This window comes from Streptomyces sp. NPDC104313, from assembly GCF_055583985.1.
In genome coordinates, this window is sequence record NZ_JBVJMW010000007.1 from 272,797 (window position 1) to 290,505 (window position 17,709).

General features: G+C 70.8%; 12 protein-coding genes. 6 read left to right on the forward strand and 6 right to left on the reverse strand.

Annotation, left to right across the window (positions count from 1 at the left end; all coding sequences use genetic code 11):
- The first annotated feature begins 2 nt into the window (after nt 1-2).
- The 4 genes from nuoL (at nt 3) to recQ (ending at nt 7,423) form a co-directional block, all read left to right on the forward strand.
- The gene (gene nuoL, locus ACZ60Q_RS19100; protein ID WP_469635613.1) at nt 3-1,898 is read left to right on the forward strand and encodes an NADH-quinone oxidoreductase subunit L; all 1,896 of its coding nucleotides are present in this window, start codon (nt 3-5) and stop codon (nt 1,896-1,898) included.
- A 4-nt stretch (nt 1,899-1,902) separates the two neighbouring features.
- Nucleotides 1,903-3,513, forward strand: coding sequence for an NADH-quinone oxidoreductase subunit M (locus ACZ60Q_RS19105; protein ID WP_469635616.1), 1,611 nt, complete (start codon nt 1,903-1,905; stop codon nt 3,511-3,513).
- Entirely contained in the window at nt 3,510-5,174 is a 1,665-nt protein-coding gene (gene nuoN, locus ACZ60Q_RS19110) for an NADH-quinone oxidoreductase subunit NuoN (protein WP_469635618.1), read from the forward strand. Before ACZ60Q_RS19105 ends, nuoN begins: the two co-directional genes overlap by 4 nt.
- 155 nt (nt 5,175-5,329) lie before the next feature.
- A complete protein-coding gene (recQ, locus tag ACZ60Q_RS19115) occupies nt 5,330-7,423 on the forward strand; it encodes a DNA helicase RecQ (RefSeq protein WP_469635938.1) in 2,094 nt (697 codons plus the stop codon).
- 35 nt (nt 7,424-7,458) lie between these two features.
- Here recQ and ACZ60Q_RS19120 read toward each other — a convergent pair whose 3' ends face one another.
- The 6 genes from ACZ60Q_RS19120 to ACZ60Q_RS19145 all read right to left on the reverse strand — a co-directional run bounded on the left by ACZ60Q_RS19120 (nt 7,459) and on the right by ACZ60Q_RS19145 (nt 14,965).
- The gene (locus tag ACZ60Q_RS19120; RefSeq protein ID WP_469635621.1) at nt 7,459-8,067 is read right to left on the reverse strand and encodes a Uma2 family endonuclease; all 609 of its coding nucleotides are present in this window, start codon (nt 8,065-8,067) and stop codon (nt 7,459-7,461) included.
- A 111-nt stretch (nt 8,068-8,178) separates the two neighbouring features.
- Nucleotides 8,179-9,162, reverse strand: a complete 984-nt coding sequence (locus tag ACZ60Q_RS19125) for a tetratricopeptide repeat protein (RefSeq protein ID WP_469635624.1) — start codon at nt 9,160-9,162, stop codon at nt 8,179-8,181.
- A 74-nt stretch (nt 9,163-9,236) separates the two neighbouring features.
- Complete coding sequence (locus ACZ60Q_RS19130; protein ID WP_469635627.1) at nt 9,237-9,950, reverse strand: GOLPH3/VPS74 family protein; 714 nt, start codon at nt 9,948-9,950, stop codon at nt 9,237-9,239.
- The gene (fahA, locus tag ACZ60Q_RS19135) at nt 9,947-11,176 is read right to left on the reverse strand and encodes a fumarylacetoacetase (protein ID WP_469635629.1); all 1,230 of its coding nucleotides are present in this window, start codon (nt 11,174-11,176) and stop codon (nt 9,947-9,949) included. The genes ACZ60Q_RS19130 and fahA overlap by 4 nt, the downstream gene beginning before the upstream one ends.
- A 160-nt stretch (nt 11,177-11,336) precedes the next feature.
- Nucleotides 11,337-13,331, reverse strand: a complete 1,995-nt coding sequence (locus ACZ60Q_RS19140) for a CocE/NonD family hydrolase (RefSeq protein WP_469635632.1) — start codon at nt 13,329-13,331, stop codon at nt 11,337-11,339.
- A gap of 134 nt (nt 13,332-13,465) precedes the next feature.
- The gene (locus ACZ60Q_RS19145; RefSeq protein ID WP_469635634.1) at nt 13,466-14,965 is read right to left on the reverse strand and encodes a peptide MFS transporter; all 1,500 of its coding nucleotides are present in this window, start codon (nt 14,963-14,965) and stop codon (nt 13,466-13,468) included.
- Nucleotides 14,966-15,124: 159 nt separating this feature from the next.
- Here ACZ60Q_RS19145 and ACZ60Q_RS19150 point away from each other — a divergent pair, with 159 nt between their 5' ends.
- A complete protein-coding gene (locus tag ACZ60Q_RS19150) occupies nt 15,125-16,135 on the forward strand; it encodes a polyprenyl synthetase family protein (protein WP_469635637.1) in 1,011 nt (336 codons plus the stop codon).
- Nucleotides 16,136-16,408: 273 nt separating this feature from the next.
- Complete coding sequence (locus ACZ60Q_RS19155) at nt 16,409-17,659, forward strand: LolA family protein (protein WP_469635640.1); 1,251 nt, start codon at nt 16,409-16,411, stop codon at nt 17,657-17,659.
- The last annotated feature ends 50 nt before the right edge of the window (nt 17,660-17,709 follow it).

A 17,709-nucleotide genomic window follows, 5' to 3' on the forward strand; every position in this document is an offset into this window, starting at 1 on the left:
ACGTGGAGAACCTGATTGCGCTGCTCGTCGCGGCGCCCCTGCTCGGAGCGGCGGTCCTGCTCTGCGGCGGACGCCGGCTGGACAAGACCGGCCACTGGCTCGGCACAGCCCTCGCCGGAGCCTCGTTCGTCGTCGGACTGATCCTGTTCACCGACATGCTGGGGAAGGACGCCGAGAACCGGGCCCTGCACCAGCATCTGTTCAGCTGGATTCCGGTGGAGGGCTTCCAGGCCGACATCGCCTTCCAGCTCGACCAGTTGTCGATGACGTTCGTCCTGCTCATCACCGGTGTGGGCACGCTGATCCACATCTACTCCATCGGCTACATGGAGCACGACGAGCGCAGGCGCCGCTTCTTCGGCTATCTCAACCTGTTCCTCGCGGCGATGCTCATCCTGGTCATCGCCGACAACTACCTGCTGCTGTACGTCGGGTGGGAGGGCGTCGGTCTGGCGTCGTTCCTGCTCATCGGCTTCTGGCAGCACAAGCCCACCGCGGCCACCGCCGCGAAGAAGGCCTTCCTGGTCAACCGGGTCGGCGACATGGGCCTGTCGATCGCCATCATGCTGATGTTCACCACCTTCGGCACCTTCGCCTTCGGGCCGGTGCTGGCGTCGGCGGACGAGACGAGCCAGGGCAAGCTGACCGCCATCGGGCTGATGCTGCTGCTGGCCGCCTGCGGCAAGTCGGCCCAGGTGCCGCTGCAGTCCTGGCTCGGCGACGCGATGGAGGGCCCGACCCCGGTCTCCGCCCTCATCCACGCCGCGACCATGGTCACCGCCGGTGTCTATCTGATCGTCCGCTCCGGCGCGATCTTCAACGCCGCCCCGGACGCCCAGTTGGTCGTCGTCATCGTCGGCGCGGTCACGCTGATCTTCGGCGCGATCGTCGGTTGCGCGAAGGACGACATCAAGAAGGCCCTGGCAGGCTCCACGATGTCGCAGATCGGCTACATGATCCTGGCCGCGGGCCTCGGCCCCATCGGCTACATCTTCGCGATCATGCACCTGGTGACGCACGGCTTCTTCAAGGCCGGGCTGTTCCTCGGCGCGGGCTCCGTCATGCACGGCATGAACGACGAGGTCGACATGCGCAAGTACGGCGGCCTGCGGAAGTACATGCCGGTCACCTTCGTCACCTTCGGCCTCGGCTATCTGGCCATCATCGGCTTCCCCGGCCTGTCCGGCTTCTTCTCCAAGGACAAGATCATCGAGGCGGCCTTCGCCAAGGGAGGCACCGAGGGCTGGATCCTCGGCTCCGTCGCCCTGCTGGGCGCCGCGATCACCGCGTTCTACATGACGCGCGTGATGCTGATGACGTTCTTCGGCGAGAAGCGCTGGCAGCCGGACGCGGAGGGCCACGAGCCGCACCCGCACGAGTCCCCGAAGTCGATGACGATCCCGATGATCGTGCTGGCCTTCGGCTCGGTGTTCGCCGGCGGGTTCTTCGCGATCGGCGACCGGTTCATCAACTGGCTGGAGCCCGTGACCGGTTACGACCACGGGCACGCCCCGCTGAGCGCGGCCACGATCACCGGAGCCACCGTGGTGGCCTTGGTCGTCGGCGTCGGGATCGCCTGGGCGATGTACGGGCGCAAGCCCGTGCCCGTCGTCGCCCCGCGCGGCTCGGTCCTCACCCGGGCCGCCCGCCGCGATCTCCTCCAGGACGACTTCAACCACGTGGTCCTGGTCCGCGGCGGCGAGCACCTCACCCGCTCACTGGTCTACGTGGACCACTCCCTGGTCGACGGCGTCGTCAACGGCACGGCCGCCTCGGTCGGCGGGCTCTCCGGCCGACTGCGCAAACTGCAGAACGGCTACGCCCGCACCTACGCGGTCTCGATGTTCGGCGGTACGGCGGTCGTCATCGCCGCGACCCTGCTGATGAGGGCGGTCTGATCACATGTCCTTTCCCCTCCTGACCGCGACGGCGGCGCTCCCGGCGATCGGCGCCATCGCCACCGCCGCCGTGCCCGCCGCGCGGCGCACCGCGGCCAAATGGCTCGCGCTGCTCTTCTCGCTCGGCACGCTCGTCCTGGCGGCCGTCGTCTTCCTCCGCTTCGAACCGGGCGGCGACCGCTACCAGCTCACCGAGTCCCGGTCCTGGATCGCCGACTTCGGCGTCCGCTACGAACTGGGCGTGGACGGCATCGGAGTGGCGCTCCTCGGCCTCACCGCGCTGCTGATCCCCTTCGTCATCGTGGCCGGCTGGCACGACGCCGATCCGTCCCCAAGCTCTCAACCCCGTTCGAGCAGGGGAGACGCCAACGAGACGAAGCCGTATCGCTGGCGTCCCACACAGGGCTTCTTCGCCCTGATCCTCATGGTCGAGGCCATGGTGATCCTGTCGTTCGTCGCCACGGACGTCTTCCTCTTCTACATCCTGTTCGAAGCCATGCTCATCCCGATGTACTTCCTCATCGGCGGCTTCGGCGACCGGGCCCACGCGGGCAGCGACGAGAACGCCGCGACCCAGCGGTCGTACGCGGCGGTCAAGTTCCTCCTCTACAACCTGGCCGGCGGTCTGATCATGCTGGCCGCGGTCATCGGCCTCTACGTGGTCGCGGGCAGCTTCTCGCTCTCCGAGATCACCGAGGCCCGCGCCAACGGCACCCTGGAGATGGCGACCAGCACCGAGCGGTGGCTGTTCCTCGGGTTCTTCCTCGCCTTCGCGGTGAAGGCCCCACTGTGGCCGCTGCACACCTGGCTGCCCAACGCGATGGGCGAGGCCACCGCACCGGTCGCCGTGCTGATCACCGCGATCGTCGACAAGGTCGGCACCTTCGCGATGCTCCGCTTCTGCCTCGGACTCTTCCCGGAGGCCAGCAAGTGGGCGACGCCGGTGGTCATCACCCTGGCGCTGATCTCCATCGTGTACGGGGCGCTGCTCGCGGTCGGCCAGCGCGACATCAAGAGGCTCATCGCCTACGCCTCGATCTCGCACTTCGGCTTCATCATCCTGGGCATCTTCGCGATGACCAGCCAGGGCCAGTCGGGCGCCACGCTCTACATGGTCAACCACGGGATCTCGACGGCCGCGCTGCTGCTGGTCGCCGGATTCCTCATCACCCGGCGCGGATCGCGGCTCATCGCGGACTACGGCGGGGTGCAGAAGGTCGCCCCCGTGCTGGCCGGGACGTTCCTCATCGGCGGGCTCGCCACCCTGTCGCTGCCCGGACTCGCCCCGTTCGTCAGTGAGTTCCTGGTCCTCGTCGGCACGTTCAGCGCGTATCCGGTGGCCGGCATCATCGCCACCTCCGGCATCGTGCTCGCCGCGCTCTACGTCCTGGTCCTCTACCAGCGCACGATGACCGGCCCGGTGCGGGAATCGGTCCGGTCCATGCCGGACCTCAGGGCCCGGGAGCTGGCGGTCGCGCTTCCGCTGATCGCCGTGCTGATCTTCCTGGGCGTCTTCCCGAAGCCGCTCACCGAGGTCGTCAACCCGGCGGTGGAGCACACCATGTCCGACGTACAGAAGAAGGACCCCCAGCCCGAGGTGGAGGCCGCCAAGTGAGCGCAACAGCTGTCCACAGTCTGTGGACGACGGCGAGCGGGGTGACATCGGCGGCACCGGGCGACTCGTTCACCATGCCGAAGATCGAGTACACCCAGCTGATGCCGGTCCTGATCATCGTGGTCGCCGCCGTCCTGGGCATCCTGGTGGAGGCCTTCGTGCCGCGCCGGGCCCGCTACCACACCCAGCTCGTCCTGACCGTGGTGGCGGTCGCCGCCTCGTTCGCCGCGATCGTCGTCCTCGCCGCCGGGGGACACGGCACCACGAAGGCCCAGATCGCGGCCATGGGCGCCATCGCGATCGACGGCCCCACCCTGTTCCTCCAAGGCACCATTCTCCTGGTCGCCATGGTGGCGGTGTTCACCTTCGCCGAGCGCCGGCTCGACCCCAGCAGCAACGGCAACCGCGTCGACTCCTTCGCCGCGCAGGCCGGGTCCGTACCGGGCGGCGAGGGCGAGAAGGCCGCGGTGCGGGCCGGGTTCACCACCACCGAGGTCTTCCCGCTCCTGCTCTTCTCGGTGGCGGGGCTGCTGGTCTTCCCGGCCGCCAACGACCTGCTGACCCTCTTCATCGCGCTGGAAGTCTTCTCGCTCCCGCTCTACCTCCTGTGCGCCCTCGCCCGGCGCAAGCGGCTGATGTCGCAGGAGGCGGCCGTGAAGTACTTCCTGCTCGGCGCGTTCTCCTCGGCGTTCCTGCTCTTCGGGATCGCCCTCCTCTACGGCTACTCGGGCTCCCTCGGGTACGCGGACATCGCCAACGTCGTCGACGGCTCGGTCCTGGAGATCGACCCGGCCCTCGCCGACACCATGGGCAACGACGCACTGCTGCTCATCGGCGGCGCGATGATCCTGACCGGTCTGCTCTTCAAGGTCGGCGCGGTCCCGTTCCACATGTGGACCCCGGACGTCTACCAGGGCGCCCCGACCCCGGTGACCGGCTTCATGGCCGCCGCCACGAAGGTCGCCGCGTTCGGCGCGCTGCTGCGCCTGCTGTACGTGGCGCTGCCGGGGCTCACCTGGGACCTGCGGCCGGTCATGTGGGCCGTGGCCATCATCACGATGCTGGGCGGCGCGATCGTCGCGATCACCCAGACCGACATCAAGCGGCTGCTGGCCTACTCCTCGATCGCGCACGCGGGCTTCATCCTCGCGGGCGTCATCGCGGCCAGCCCGGAGGGCATCTCCTCGGTCCTCTTCTATCTGCTGGCCTACTCCTTCGTGACGGTCGGCGCGTTCGCCGTCGTCACGCTGGTGCGGGACGCGGGCGGCGAGGCCACCCACCTGTCGAAGTGGGCCGGGCTCGGCCGCCGCTCGCCGCTGGTCGCCGCGGTCTTCGCGTTGTTCCTGCTGGCCTTCGCGGGCATCCCGCTGACCTCCGGGTTCTCCGGCAAGTTCGCGGTGTTCAAGGCGGCGGCCGAGGGCGGGGCCGGCGCGCTGGTCGTCGTCGGTGTGCTCTCCTCGGCCGTCGCGGCGTTCTTCTACATCCGGGTGATCGTCCTGATGTTCTTCAGCGAGCCGAAGGCGGACGGCCCCACGGTCGCCGTCCCGTCCCCGCTGACCATGACGACGATCGCGGTCGGCGTCGCCGTCACCCTGGTGCTGGGCCTGGCCCCGCAGTACTTCCTGGACCTGGCGAGCCAGGCGGGAGTGTTCGTGCGGTAGCCCGTGCGGCGGGGAACGACAGCAGCGCCGGACGGCCGGTTATCCACAGACCGTCCGGCGTTGTCGTTGGCTCCGCCTATCGTGGACGGGGACGAGAGCAGGACGGACAGGGCCGGGCGTGCGGACCCTCGGGGGACAGAGCATTGGGCGTGACCATGGATGAGACCACCGGGACGGTGACCGACACCGGCACCGACACGGGCGGCGAGAGCGAGGCGCGGCGGACGCTGCACCGCGTCTTCGGGTACGAGTCGTTCCGCGGCGAGCAGGGCGCGGTCATCGAGCATGTGGTGGCGGGCGGCGACGCGGTCGTGCTCATGCCCACCGGCGCCGGAAAGTCCCTCTGCTACCAGATCCCGTCCCTGGTCAGGCGGGGCACCGGCATCGTCGTCTCCCCGCTGATCGCCCTCATGCAGGACCAGGTCGACGCCCTGCGGGCGCTCGGCGTCCGGGCCGGCTTCATGAACTCCACGCAGGACTTCGACGAGCGCCGCTCGATGGAGGCGCAGTTCCTCGCGGGCGAGCTGGACGTGCTCTACCTGGCCCCCGAGCGCCTCCGCCTGGACTCCACCCTCTCCCTGCTGGCCCGGGGCGAGATCTCCGTCTTCGCGATCGACGAGGCGCACTGCGTCGCCCAGTGGGGCCACGACTTCCGCCCCGACTATCTGGCCCTGTCCGTCCTCGGCGAGCGCTGGCCGGACGTGCCGCGCATCGCCCTCACGGCGACCGCGACCCATGCCACACACGAGGAGATCACCCGCCGCCTCGGTATGCCGGACGCGAAGCACTTCGTCGCGAGCTTCGACCGGCCGAACATCCAGTACCGGATCGTGCCGAAGTCCGAGCCCAAGAAACAGCTCCTCACCTTCCTCAAGGAGGAGCACGCCGGGGACGCGGGCATCGTCTACTGCCTCTCGCGCAACTCCACCGAGAAGATCGCGGAGTACCTCTGCCGCAACGGCGTCGAGGCCGTTCCGTACCACGCGGGCCTGGACGCCTCCACGCGCGCCACCCACCAGGCGCGCTTCCTCCGCGAGGAGGGGCTCGTCGTCGTCGCGACGATCGCCTTCGGCATGGGCATCGACAAGCCGGACGTCCGCTTCGTCGCCCACGTCGACCTTCCCAAGTCCGTCGAGGGGTATTACCAGGAGACCGGCCGCGCGGGCCGTGACGGGGAGCCGTCGACGGCCTGGATGGCGTACGGGCTCCAGGACGTCGTCCAGCAGCGCAAGCTCATCCAGGGCGGCGAGGGCGACGAGGCGTTCCGCCGCCGGGCCGCCTCCCACCTGGACTCGATGCTGGCCCTGTGCGAGACGGTCCGGTGCCGCCGGGCCCAGCTGCTGACCTACTTCGGCCAGGAGCCCACGGCCCCCGCCTGCGGCAACTGCGACACCTGTCTGACCGCGCCGGAGACCTGGGACGGCACGGTCGTCTCACAGAAGCTGCTCTCCACGGTGGTGCGGCTGAAGCGCGAACGGAACCAGAAGTTCGGCGCGGGCCAGATCATCGACATCCTGCTGGGCCGCAAGACCGCCAAGATCATCCAGTTCGACCACGACCAGCTCTCCGTCTTCGGTATCGGCGAGGAGCTGGCGGAGGCGGAGTGGCGCGGTGTGGTCCGCCAACTGCTGGCCCAGGGGCTGCTCGCGGTCGAGGGGGAGTACGGCACGCTGGTCCTGACCGACGAGAGCGCGACGGTCCTGGGGCGGGAGCGGGACGTGCTGCTCCGCAAGGAACCCAAGAAGCCCACGACCCGCTCGTCGTCGCCCTCGGGCAAGGGCGCCAAGGGCAAGGCGGTCGCCGCCGATCTCCCCGAGGCCGCCGTCCCGGTCTTCGAGGCGCTGCGCGCCTGGCGCGGGGCGACGGCGAAGGAGCAGGGCGTCCCGGCGTACGTCATCTTCCATGACGCGACCCTCCGCGAGATCGCGACGCTGCACCCGGCCTCGCTCGCGGAGCTGGGCGGCGTCAGCGGCCTGGGCGAGAAGAAGCTCGCGACATACGGGGAAGGCGTGCTGGAGGTCCTGGCGGAGACGTCCCCGGGGCCGGCGGCGGAAGCTCCCGCCCCGGCGGCCCCGGCGCCCGCACCACGTACGGCGGCCCCCGCCGTGCCGGCTGCCCCCGCATCCCCGTCGCGCCCGGCCCCGGCTCGCACACAAGCCCCGGCCGCCCCGGCTCGTGCGGCCGCCCCGGCCCCGCAGCACAGCGACCCCGAGTTCGGCTGGGACGAGGAACCGCCCGAGTACGAGTGAGGTGTACCGGGCGGTGGGGCGGAGGAGCGGCGGATCTACCCGAGATCCGCCGCCCGGCGACGGGGCGTGATCGCCGTCAGGTCCAGATCCACGGCGAAGGGCACCGACACCTTCATCCGGTCGTGGAAGATCCCCGTCGAGGTGTAGGCGCCGGTGGCCGGCTCCCGCTCGAAGACGTAGGCCACGGCGCGCCCGTCGTGGTTCTCCACCCGCCAGTAGTGCGGGATGGCGGCGCGGGCGTACTTCACGGGCTTGGTCTCCCGGTCGCGGGACCGCGATTCGGGGGACACGACCTCGATGGCGAGGCGCACCGACTCGGCGGGAAACCGGGTCTGGTTCGGGTCCTGGATGATGTCACCGTCGATGACGATCACATCGGGCTCGGGCCGGTTGTAGCGGTCGATGTCGATGGTGAACTCGCGCACGACCTCCAGCTCGGGCGGGGCCAGGGACTGAAGCTGCCACTCGAAGAAGTCGACCGCCCGTGAAGGGAACAGGGTCTGTGGCCTCACGAAGACGAGGCTCCCGTCGATCAGCTCCGTGTGCGGAGGCAGATTCGGGAGTGTGTCCAGGTCATCGGCGGTCCAGCCGCCCTCGGGCGGGACCGCCCACCGCGGCTCGGAGGCCTCGGGTTCGATGCTCATCATTGCTCCCATGGGGAGGAGTCTCGCGGGCCCGACCAGCGTATCCGCCGGGAACCGGATCCGGATGACCCGAACGTGTGAACGCCTCTCGCGCCGCTGACCTGTACGCTTTCACCTGCTCCGGATGCGCCGGGCCTCGGCCACAAGCAGCCGGGGCAGCTTCGGTCCCGCGCACGCGTGGTCGATCAGCAGATTCCGGTAGGTGGTGCTCGTGAGCTCCGGAGCCAGGGCGATCAGGGTCTTCAGGTCTTCGGACGAGCCGGACAGTCGGGTGCGGTAGGCGGCGCGGGCGGCGCGCAGGGAGACCTCGGCGGGTTCGTGTTCCAGGCCCTGTTCGACAAGGCTCGCGGCTGCGGTGAAGTCCCCCTGCTCGGCGCGGATGTCCGCCAGATCCAGGCAGAGGGACCAGTTGGCGGGGTCCAGGGCCACGGCGCTCGTGAAGGCCGCCGCCGCTTGGTCCAGGTCGCCCATCACGCGCCAGGTGGCTCCCCGGGCGACCGCGGTCCACATGACCGGCTCGACGGCGTCGGCGCGGTCGCACAGGGCGAAGGACAGTTCGTAGCGACCGCAGGCCCGGGGCAGGCGGGCCATGGAGGCCAGCGACTCCGGAACGGGGGACCGTTCGGAGACCACCTCGATCGCATGGAACCAGGGCGCGAACCGCTCACGGGTCCCGTCGGTGTCCAGGTCATGGCCGAAGTCCAGCGTCCGCAGACACGCCTCGGCCAGCGCCTCGGCGCTCACCGTGCCGAGGAACCGCTCGTCGCCGAACCAGGGCGCCGCGCCCCATGCCACATCGGGCCGCGCGCCCACCACCGAACCCAGGGACATGGCCGCGTCGTCCATGGCCCCTTCGAGGAACTGGAAGTAGGCCTGAGCCAGGACGGAACCGAGGGAACCGTCCCCTCGGAGGCCCTTCTCCAGCTCCGGGCGTCGGTGTCGCCACAGCTCGGCGAGGGCCGCGTAGGGCTCCGGGGCCCCCGGAGAGGCGGAGACCGCATCCACCAGCAACTCCACCGCGCCGAGCGGGTTTCCGCCGCAGTGCGCCATCACACCGGCGAGACCGACTCCGGCCGCCACAGACTGATTCGACATACACCGGAGAATATCCATGGCCAAAGCTTCCGGGAGCACTTCTCCGTGGAGGGGCGCTCCCGGCACCGCACCCTCTAGTCCCCGCCGCCCCCTCCGCAGCCGCCTCCGCCCCCGGTGTCGCCGTCGCTCCAGCTTCCGCCGTCCCCGCCCCCGCTGCCCCCGGACTCGTGCCGCTTCACGTTCCAGTGGACGGCCACGGCGGCCCACTGTGAGCGGCGCAGCACCCTCATCGCGGTCCGGCCCGAGCGGCCGTCGCCGCTGAGGGCGCGGGCGAGGCCGATCGCCGAGACCAGAGCGGCGAGCGTCTTGTCCCGGGGGGCCGGGTAGCCCGCTGCCTCGGCCGCCTCGAACCGTTTGCGGAGACCCGGTATGAGTCCCGGGTCTCCCGGGAAGTGGCGGTGGCTCGGGAACAGGCCGAGGAAACGACGGGTCCGCCGGCGCAGGACGGAGCGCTCGACCAGGGAGTCCAGGTACTGCTCCCGCACCTGCCGGTCGAAGTCGCCCACCCATCGCCGGGCACGGACCCCGGGGCGGCGGCCCTTGGCCGGCGGGACCAGGGTCCGGAGCAGGGCGGCGAGGATCGGATCGGCCGGGTCCAGCGGGTTCACCACCTGGACCCGGCCGCGCTCCTCCCGTATCCGGCCCTGGATCTCCAGCTCCGCGAGGACGGCCCCGGCGGCCCCGTACGCCAGAACGCGGGCCTCGCAGGCCGGCTTGCCCCGTTCCGGGTCCAGGGCGAGCAGGATCAGTTCCTCCGGCAGCGTCAGCGCGGGGGTGTCGGGCGTCATGGCGCGGTGACGATCCTTCCGGTCACGTCGCCGAGGCCCACGCGGGTGCCGTGCGGGCCGGGGGCCCAGGCGGTCAGCGTGACCGTGTCGCCGTCCTCCAGGAACGTCCGCTTGCCCTCGGGGAGTTCGAGCGCGTCGCGGCCGTTCCAGGTCAGCTCCAGGAGCGAGCCGCGCTGGGCGGGCTCGGGGCCGCTGACGGTGCCGGAGCCGTACAGGTCGCCGGTGCGCAGCGACGCGCCGTTCACCGTCATATGGGCGAGCTGCTGGGCGGCCGTCCAGTACATCGAGGCGAATGGCGGCTCGGCGACGACCCGGCCGTTGATCTCCACGGTGATCCGGATGTCGAAGGCTCCCGGCTCCTCCTCCGCCGCGTCGTCGAGGTAGGGGAGCAGGGGGACGTCGCGGGCCGGGGGCGCGGTGCGGGCGGCGTCCAGGGCCTCCAGCGGGGTGACCCAGGCGGAGACGGAGGTGGCGAAGGACTTGCCGAGGAACGGGCCGAGCGGCACGTACTCCCAGGCCTGGAGGTCGCGGGCGGACCAGTCGTTGAGGAGCGAGAGGCCGAAGACGTGCTCGCGGAAGTCGGCCAGCGGCACCGGAGTGCCGTGCGCGGAGGGGACGCCGACGACGAAGCCGACCTCGGCCTCGATGTCGAGCTTCACCGAAGGCCCGAATACGGGGGCCGGGTCGGCGGGGGCCTTGCGCTGGCCGCTGGGGCGCACCACGTCGGTGCCGGAGACCACGACGGTGCCGGATCGGCCGTGGTAACCGATCGGGAGATGCTTCCAGTTGGGGGTGAGCGCGTCGCCGTCCGGCCGGAAGATCTGCCCGACGTTGGTGGCGTGGTGCTCGCTGGCGTAGAAGTCGACGTAGTCCGCGACCTCGTACGGCAGGTGCAGGGTCACCGCGTCCACCGGGTGCAGCAGTGGCTCGATGTCCGCGCGGTGGGCGGGGACGGTCAGCCAGGCGGTGAGCGCGCGGCGCACGTCCCGCCAGGCGGTGCGGCCCGCCGCGAGCAGCGGCGTCAGGCTCGGCTGCGCGAGCAGCCCCGCGTAGGGGGAGCCCAGCGCGTGGGCGGCGGCCCCGGCGTCCAGGACGTGGTCGCCGATGCGGACGCCGACCCGGTGGTCGTCGGGGTGGTCGGGGGTGGAGAACACACCGTACGGAAGGTTGTGCGGGCCGAAGGGGTCGCCCTCGGCCAGATCGAGCGGGCTGCTCTGCTCGGGCATGTGGTGCTGCCTCGCTTTCCAGGTCGCGTGGAGGACACGTTACGTCGGTGCTCCTACCCAGCGGCAGTGCCCTGACTATCCCCAACTGTGCGCATTGCCCGGAAAGTTCGTCGGGTCCCCCGGAAATCCGGGGGACCCGACGGTGAGACAGGGAGGCCGCTCAGCCGGCCGTGCGCGGGATGCGCTTCTCCCAGGTGCGGTGGAAGACGACCTCCTCGCCGTCCTTGCAGATCACCTCGTTGGAGGTGATGAAGTCGTGTTCGTCGGCGGCGATCTCGGAGCGGGTCTCGATCTCTGCGTCCCAGGCGGCCTCCGGGCGGTGCAGCCGGATCCGCCAGTCGGAGCGGGTCCGCGCGGAGAGCGGGTCGTCCTGCTGGATGGTGTACGTCTCCAGGGCGTCCTCGGTGAATTCGAGGCCGTCGGGGTAGACCCGCGTACCGCCGTAGCGGGGGTCGACCTCCATACGCCACTCGCCCTTGGCGACGTCCCGGACGACGAGGCGTTCGGGGCGCGGCTCCTCCAGGGTGACCGGGTGGACCACACCGAGCGGTTCGGACTGCTCGGGCTCCCCGAAGGTGATCGCCGGGTCCTCGGTGTGGCGGCGCACCGGGAGTTCGACGAAGCTGCCCTCCGCCTCCAGGGTGAAGCCCGCCGAGCCGGCCTGCGGCCAGATCCAGGGCCAGTACGAGGAGGAGACGGCGATCCGGATGCGGTGGCCGGGCGGGAAGGTGTGCCCGATGCCGTTGAGGTCGAAGACGACGTCCTCCCTCTCGCCGGGGGGCCAGTCGTCGGTGCGGTCGCGGCCGTGCCGGGCCGCGAGGTTGAGGACGCCCCGGGTGACCAGGGTGGAGGAGCCGTCGGGCGCGATGTCGCTGAGCCGGGCGATGGCCTGGCCACGCGGGACGTCCATCCGGATGCGGAGCTTCACCCGGGGGCGGCCGAGGATCTCGATCGGCGTGTCCGCGACGGGGAATTCGAAGGACACCGACTTCGCGTCCTCGTCGCGCTGGTCCGGCGGCAGGTCCGCGTCGTTGCCGAACGGGAAGAAGCGGCCCGCGTCCATACCGGTCTGCTGCGGCGAGGCGACGATCCGTTCGCCGCCCTGGAGGGCGTACGCCACCGGGGAGACGTTCTCCGAGGGCCAGCTCGCGTCCCCGACCCAGCGGCCGGGCAGCGTCTCGTACACCGTGGCGGGCGGGTGCGAGCCGCTGATCCAGGACCGCAGCAGCGGCTCCCGCATCACGCCCGTCTCCTGGCCCTTGAGGTGCTGGTCCCACCAGCGCAGCGTCTCCTGGAGGAAGCCGATCCCGGGCCCCGGCGGCAGCCCCCGGTCGGGGTACTGGTGCGACCAGGGGCCGATCAGCCCGCGCACCTGGTCCGGGTCCAGGTGCTCCACCAGCCGCAGGACGGTGTCGCGGTACGGGTCGTGCCAGCCGCCGACGGCGAGGACCTTCGCCCTGATCGCGCCGTAGTCCTCGCAGACGCTGCCGTGCTTCCAGTAGTCGTCGCGGCTCTGGTGGGCCAGCCAGGTGTGGATGAAGGGGTCGACGGCCTCCAGCCGCTTCAGCCACATCTCCCGCCAGTCGTCGCCGACCTGCGCGGGGTCCGGCGGCCGGCAGACGAAGGCGAGCATGGTGGCGGCCCAGGCGTGCATGTCCACGGCGAGGACGGAGCCGCCCATGTAGTGGACGTCGTTGTCGTAGCGGTCGTCGGTCGAGCAGACCGTGACGATCGCCTTCAGCGGCTCGGGGGCGAGCGCGGCGATCTGGAGCGAGTTGAAGCCGCCCCAGGAGATGCCGAACATCCCGACCCGGCCGGAGCACCACTCCTGCTGGGCCAGCCAGTGGATGACGGCGACCCCGTCCTGGAGTTCCTGGGCGTCGTACTCGTCGCCGGGCAGCCCCCCGCTGTTGCCGTGGCCGCGGACGTCGACCCGTACGGAGGCGTAGCCGTGGCCCGCGTACCAGGGGTGGCGCTGCCAGTCGCGGGGCGCGGTCCAGTCGCTGAGCCGGTAGGGCAGGTACTCCAGCAGCGCGGGGACCGGTTCGTCGGTCAGCGGCCGCCAGATCCGGGCGTAGAGCCGGGTGCCGTCGGACAGCGGGATGAAGACGTCCTCGCGGGTGGTCTCGTACGGGAACTCGGTCGTGATGTTCATGGGTCACCTCGATGTACGACGACGGGTGCGATGCGAAGGGGCGCGGTGTACGACGGCGGGTGCGAAGGGGCGCTCGGTGGACGGGGCGCGGTGTACGACGACGGGTGCGAAGGGGCGCGCTCAGTGGACGGCGCTCAGTGGACGGGGTGCATCGTGCGTTTCAGCCAGGGGGCGGCGATGATCATCGCGATGCCGGTCGCCACCGCGATCGCTCCGTTGACGCCGAAGTACGCCGGGTTGGAGACCTCGCCGTAGAGCTTCACGATCTGGGCCTGGATGCCGTTGGCGACGGCCAGCGACAGGAACCACAGGGCCATCGTCTGGCTGGCGAAGGCCTTCGGGGCGAGCTTGCTGCTGGCGGAGAGGCCGGAGGTCTCCAGCAGGACGTCGCCGAGTCCGAGCAGCAGGTAGGAGCCGACGATCCACCAGGCGGCCATCTTGTAGGTGTCGTCCGCGTGTCCGGACGTCGGCAGGACCATCAGCAGGAAGGAGAGCCCGCCGAGGATCACGCCGAAGGCGATCTTGTTGGAGGCGTGCGGCTGGCGCTTGCCCATCCTGACCCAGGTGGCGGCCACCGCCGGGGCGAGCGCGACCTCGAAGGCGCCGAGCGCGGAGGCGTACCAACTGGCCGGGAAGGTGAAGCCGAGGATCTCGGTGCGGGCGTTGGTCGAGGCGAGCAGGATCATCGTCGAGTACGCCTGGAACAGGATGAAGTTGAAGACGACCGAGCCCAGGAAGAGCACGACGTACGGGCGGAGCCTGCCGCGTTCCTCGGCGGTGACCCGGGGGCTCCGGAACATCACCACGAAGTAGGTGACCGGGGCGATGATCGAGATCACCGTGAGCACGTCCACGAACCGGTCGATGGTCAGCCAGCCCACCAGCGCCAGGACGGTCGCGACGACGGCGACCAGGACCGCCCCGCCGATGATCAGCCGCACCGCTCGGCGCATCGCGTCGGGGGCCAGCGCGAACTCGGCGGCGTGCTTACGCCCGGCCAGGTGACGGCGGCCCGCCACGTACTGGATCAGGCCGAAGGTCATGCCGACCGCGGCGGCCGAGAAACCCCAGTGCCAGCTGACGTGGTCGCCGAGCCAGCCGGTGACCAGCGGTCCGGCGAAGGCGCCGATGTTGATGCCCATGTAGTAGAGGGCGAAGCCGGCGTCGCGCCGCTCGTCGTCGGTGCGGTAGAGCTTGCCGACCATGGAGGCGACGTTGGGCTTGAGCAGGCCCGTTCCGGCGCTGATCAGACCGAGGCCCACCCAGGTCATCGTGTCGGTGGGAACGGCCATGCAGTAGTGGCCGCACGCGATGAGGATGCCGCCGTACAGTACGGCCCGGTACGAGCCGAGGATCCGGTCGGCCAGCCAGCCGCCCGCCACGGACACCAGATAGACCAGCGTCCCGTAGGCGGCGGAGACGGAGGCCGCGGTGCCGGGGTCCATGTCCATGCCGCCGTTGGCCACCGTGTCGGCGAAGAACAGCACCAGGATGGCCTGCATGCCCAGGAACGAGAACCGCTCCCAGACCTCCAGGCCGGACAGGGTCATCAGGCCCCGCGGCTGCCCGAAGAAGGCGTGGTCGTCCTCGGGCGGGGGCTTGGCCGGCTCGGTGCCGGCGGTGCTGTGGGACAAAACGGGGACTCCTGATCGTATGAGCTGATCCCGAACATACCGGCGGTCATGGGAAGCCGCCCACGGTGATCCATAGCGGACCGGATACGCTGAAGTCGCTAGGAGAGACAGCGACACATCGACATTGCGTGTGATCGTCAGCAGACAGGAGATGCCCTCGTGACCGTCGTCGGGCCGTTCGGACTGCACGTGCGGGACCAGGCTCTTGAGGCCGATGTCCAGTCGGGCCTGGCCGCTGTCGAGGCGGGACTGCTCGAAGCCACCAAGAGCGATGTCCCGTTCATCACGGAGGCCGCCCAGCACCTGGTGCGGGCCGGGGGCAAGAGGTTCCGCCCCTTGCTGGTCATGCTCGCGTCACAGTTCGGTGATCCCGACGCGCCGGGAGTCGTCCCCTCCGCCGTCGTCGTCGAGCTGACCCACCTGGCCACGCTGTACCACGACGACGTGATGGACGAGGCCGACGTACGGCGCGGGGTGCCCAGCGCCAACACCCGCTGGGGTAACTCCGTCGCCGTCCTCACCGGCGACTTCCTCTTCGCCCGCGCCTCCCACATCCTGGCCGACATCGGCCCCGAGGCCGTCCGTATCCAGGCGGAGGCCTTCGAACGGCTCGTCACCGGCCAGATCCTGGAGACCGCGGGCCCGGGCGACGGCCGCGACCCGGTCGACCACTACCTGGACGTCCTCAGCGGCAAGACCGGCTCGCTGGTCGCCGTGTCCGGCCGCTTCGGCGCGATGATGTCCGGCGCCGACGAACGCACCGTGGACGTCCTCACCCAGTACGGGGAGCGGCTCGGCATCGCCTTCCAGCTCGCCGACGACGTCCTCGACATCGCCTCCGACTCCCACGAGTCCGGCAAGACCCCCGGCACCGACCTGCGCGAGGGCATCGCGACACTCCCCGTCCTGCGGCTGCGCGCCCAGGCGGCGGCCGACGGCAAGCCCGACGACCTGGAGCTCGTCGAGCTGCTCGACGGCGACCTGAGCGGTGACGCCGCCCTGGACGAGGTGCTGCGCCGGCTGCGCGTCCACCCGGCGCTGGAGCAGGCCCGCCAGGACACCGTGCACTACGCCCAGGCGGCGCGCGCCACGCTCGCGCCACTGCCCGAGGGGTACGCGAAGTCCGCGCTGGAGGAGCTGTGCGACGCCGTGGTGCACCGCGCGGGCTGAGAGCCTGTTGCGGTGACCCGCCCCGAGGCCCCGCCGTGGCGCCTGAGGCCCCGTCGTGGTGCCCTGGTGTCCTGGTGCCCTTGCCCTGGCGCGCGGGACACTGACGGCGCGTCATCCGGTGGGGCCTACCCCTACTGGATGACGTACACGCCCCTTCCGGTTGTCATACCGGAGCAGTACGTGGAGTTGATTCCTCGGGCTGACGCTTTGACCCGTCTGATTTGGTCAGATGGTTGACAACGGAAGCCGCCGACCACGGAGGTAGGGCACACCATGGCACCGAACGACAGCGCAGAGACCACCGGCGAGGCCACGAGCACTGTCGTGGGCCGCCGCAAGGCGGCGCGCTACATCGTCCCCGTCGCGGTCGCGGGGGTGGCGGCCGCGACCATCGGGCTCGTCCCGGCGCTCGCCAGCACCGGCGACCCGGACCTGCCGAAGATCAGCGCACAGCGGCTCATCGAGAAGATCGCCGCCTCCGACGAGGAGCAGCTCTCCGGCACGTTCAAGATCAGCACCGACCTGGGCCTGCCCCTCGACGGCCTCGCGGGTTCGCTCGTGCCGGGCGGCGGGGGCACGGGCGGGGACAAGGACGGCGGCGCGGCGGCCCCGCAGGACAAGCTCATGGAGCTGACGTCCGGCACGCACACGCTGCGAGTGGCCGCCGACGGCCCGGAGCGGCAGAAGCTCTCCATCCTCGGGGACGCCTCCGAGTACAGCGTCATCCACAACCAGGGCGAGGTCTGGGCGTACGACAGCCGGTCCGACGAGGTGTACCACGCCGAGGCTCCCGGGGGCCGGGACGGCGGTGGGCACGCGGAGAAGGCCCCGAAGGCTCCCCAGGGCGCCCCGGCCACCCCGAAGGACTTCGCCGAGCAGGCGCTCGCGGCGGCCGGGGACACCACCTCGGTCACCGTGGACGGCACCGCGCAGGTCGCCGGGCGGGACGCGTACCAGCTGCTGATCAAGCCGAAGCAGTCCGGTTCGACGATCGGCTCGGTCCGCATCGCCGTGGACGCCGAGAACGGCGTACCGCTGAAGTTCACCCTGTCGGCGGCGAGCGGCGGCAAGGCCGTGGTCGACGCCGGGTTCACCAAGGTCGACTTCTCCAGGCCCGCCGCGTCCACGTTCGACTTCACCCCGCCCAAGGGCGCCGAGGTGACCGAGGCCGACGAGCTGGAGACCGGCAAGGACGAGCACGGCGCGGCGCAGAAGGCGCTCCCCGGGCAGCTGGCCGAGCTGGACGGCTTCGAGGGCCTCAACGTCATCGGGAAGGGCTGGACCTCGATCGCCGAGATCAGGATCCCCGGCGGCACCGGCCTTCCCACGGCCGGCTCGGGCGACGTCCCGGCCGAGGCGCAGGGCTTCCTCGACGCGCTCGGCGACAAGGTCACCGGGAAGTTCGGTTCGGGCACGGTCTTCAAGACGCGCCTGGTCAACGCCCTGCTGACGGACGACGGCAGGGTCTACGTCGGAGCGGTGACGAAGGACGCGCTGGTCCGCGCCGCCGACGCCGCCAAGTAGGACACCCCGGCGCCCGCCGTGCCGGACGACCGGCGCCGGACATCCGCCCC

Bases quoted from the DNA above. Each gene is read 5' to 3' on its own strand.
- ACZ60Q_RS19105 (WP_469635616.1), top strand. From the start codon at position 1,903: ATGTCCTTTCCCCTCCTGACCGCGACGGCGGCGCTCCCGGCGATCGGC.
- recQ (WP_469635938.1), top strand. From the start codon at position 5,330: ATGGATGAGACCACCGGGACGGTGACCGACACCGGCACCGACACGGGC.
- ACZ60Q_RS19120 (WP_469635621.1), bottom strand. From the start codon at position 8,067: ATGAGCATCGAACCCGAGGCCTCCGAGCCGCGGTGGGCGGTCCCGCCC.
- ACZ60Q_RS19125 (WP_469635624.1), bottom strand. From the start codon at position 9,162: ATGTCGAATCAGTCTGTGGCGGCCGGAGTCGGTCTCGCCGGTGTGATG.
- ACZ60Q_RS19130 (WP_469635627.1), bottom strand. From the start codon at position 9,950: ATGACGCCCGACACCCCCGCGCTGACGCTGCCGGAGGAACTGATCCTG.
- fahA (WP_469635629.1), bottom strand. From the start codon at position 11,176: ATGCCCGAGCAGAGCAGCCCGCTCGATCTGGCCGAGGGCGACCCCTTC.
- ACZ60Q_RS19140 (WP_469635632.1), bottom strand. From the start codon at position 13,331: ATGAACATCACGACCGAGTTCCCGTACGAGACCACCCGCGAGGACGTC.
- ACZ60Q_RS19155 (WP_469635640.1), top strand. From the start codon at position 16,409: ATGGCACCGAACGACAGCGCAGAGACCACCGGCGAGGCCACGAGCACT.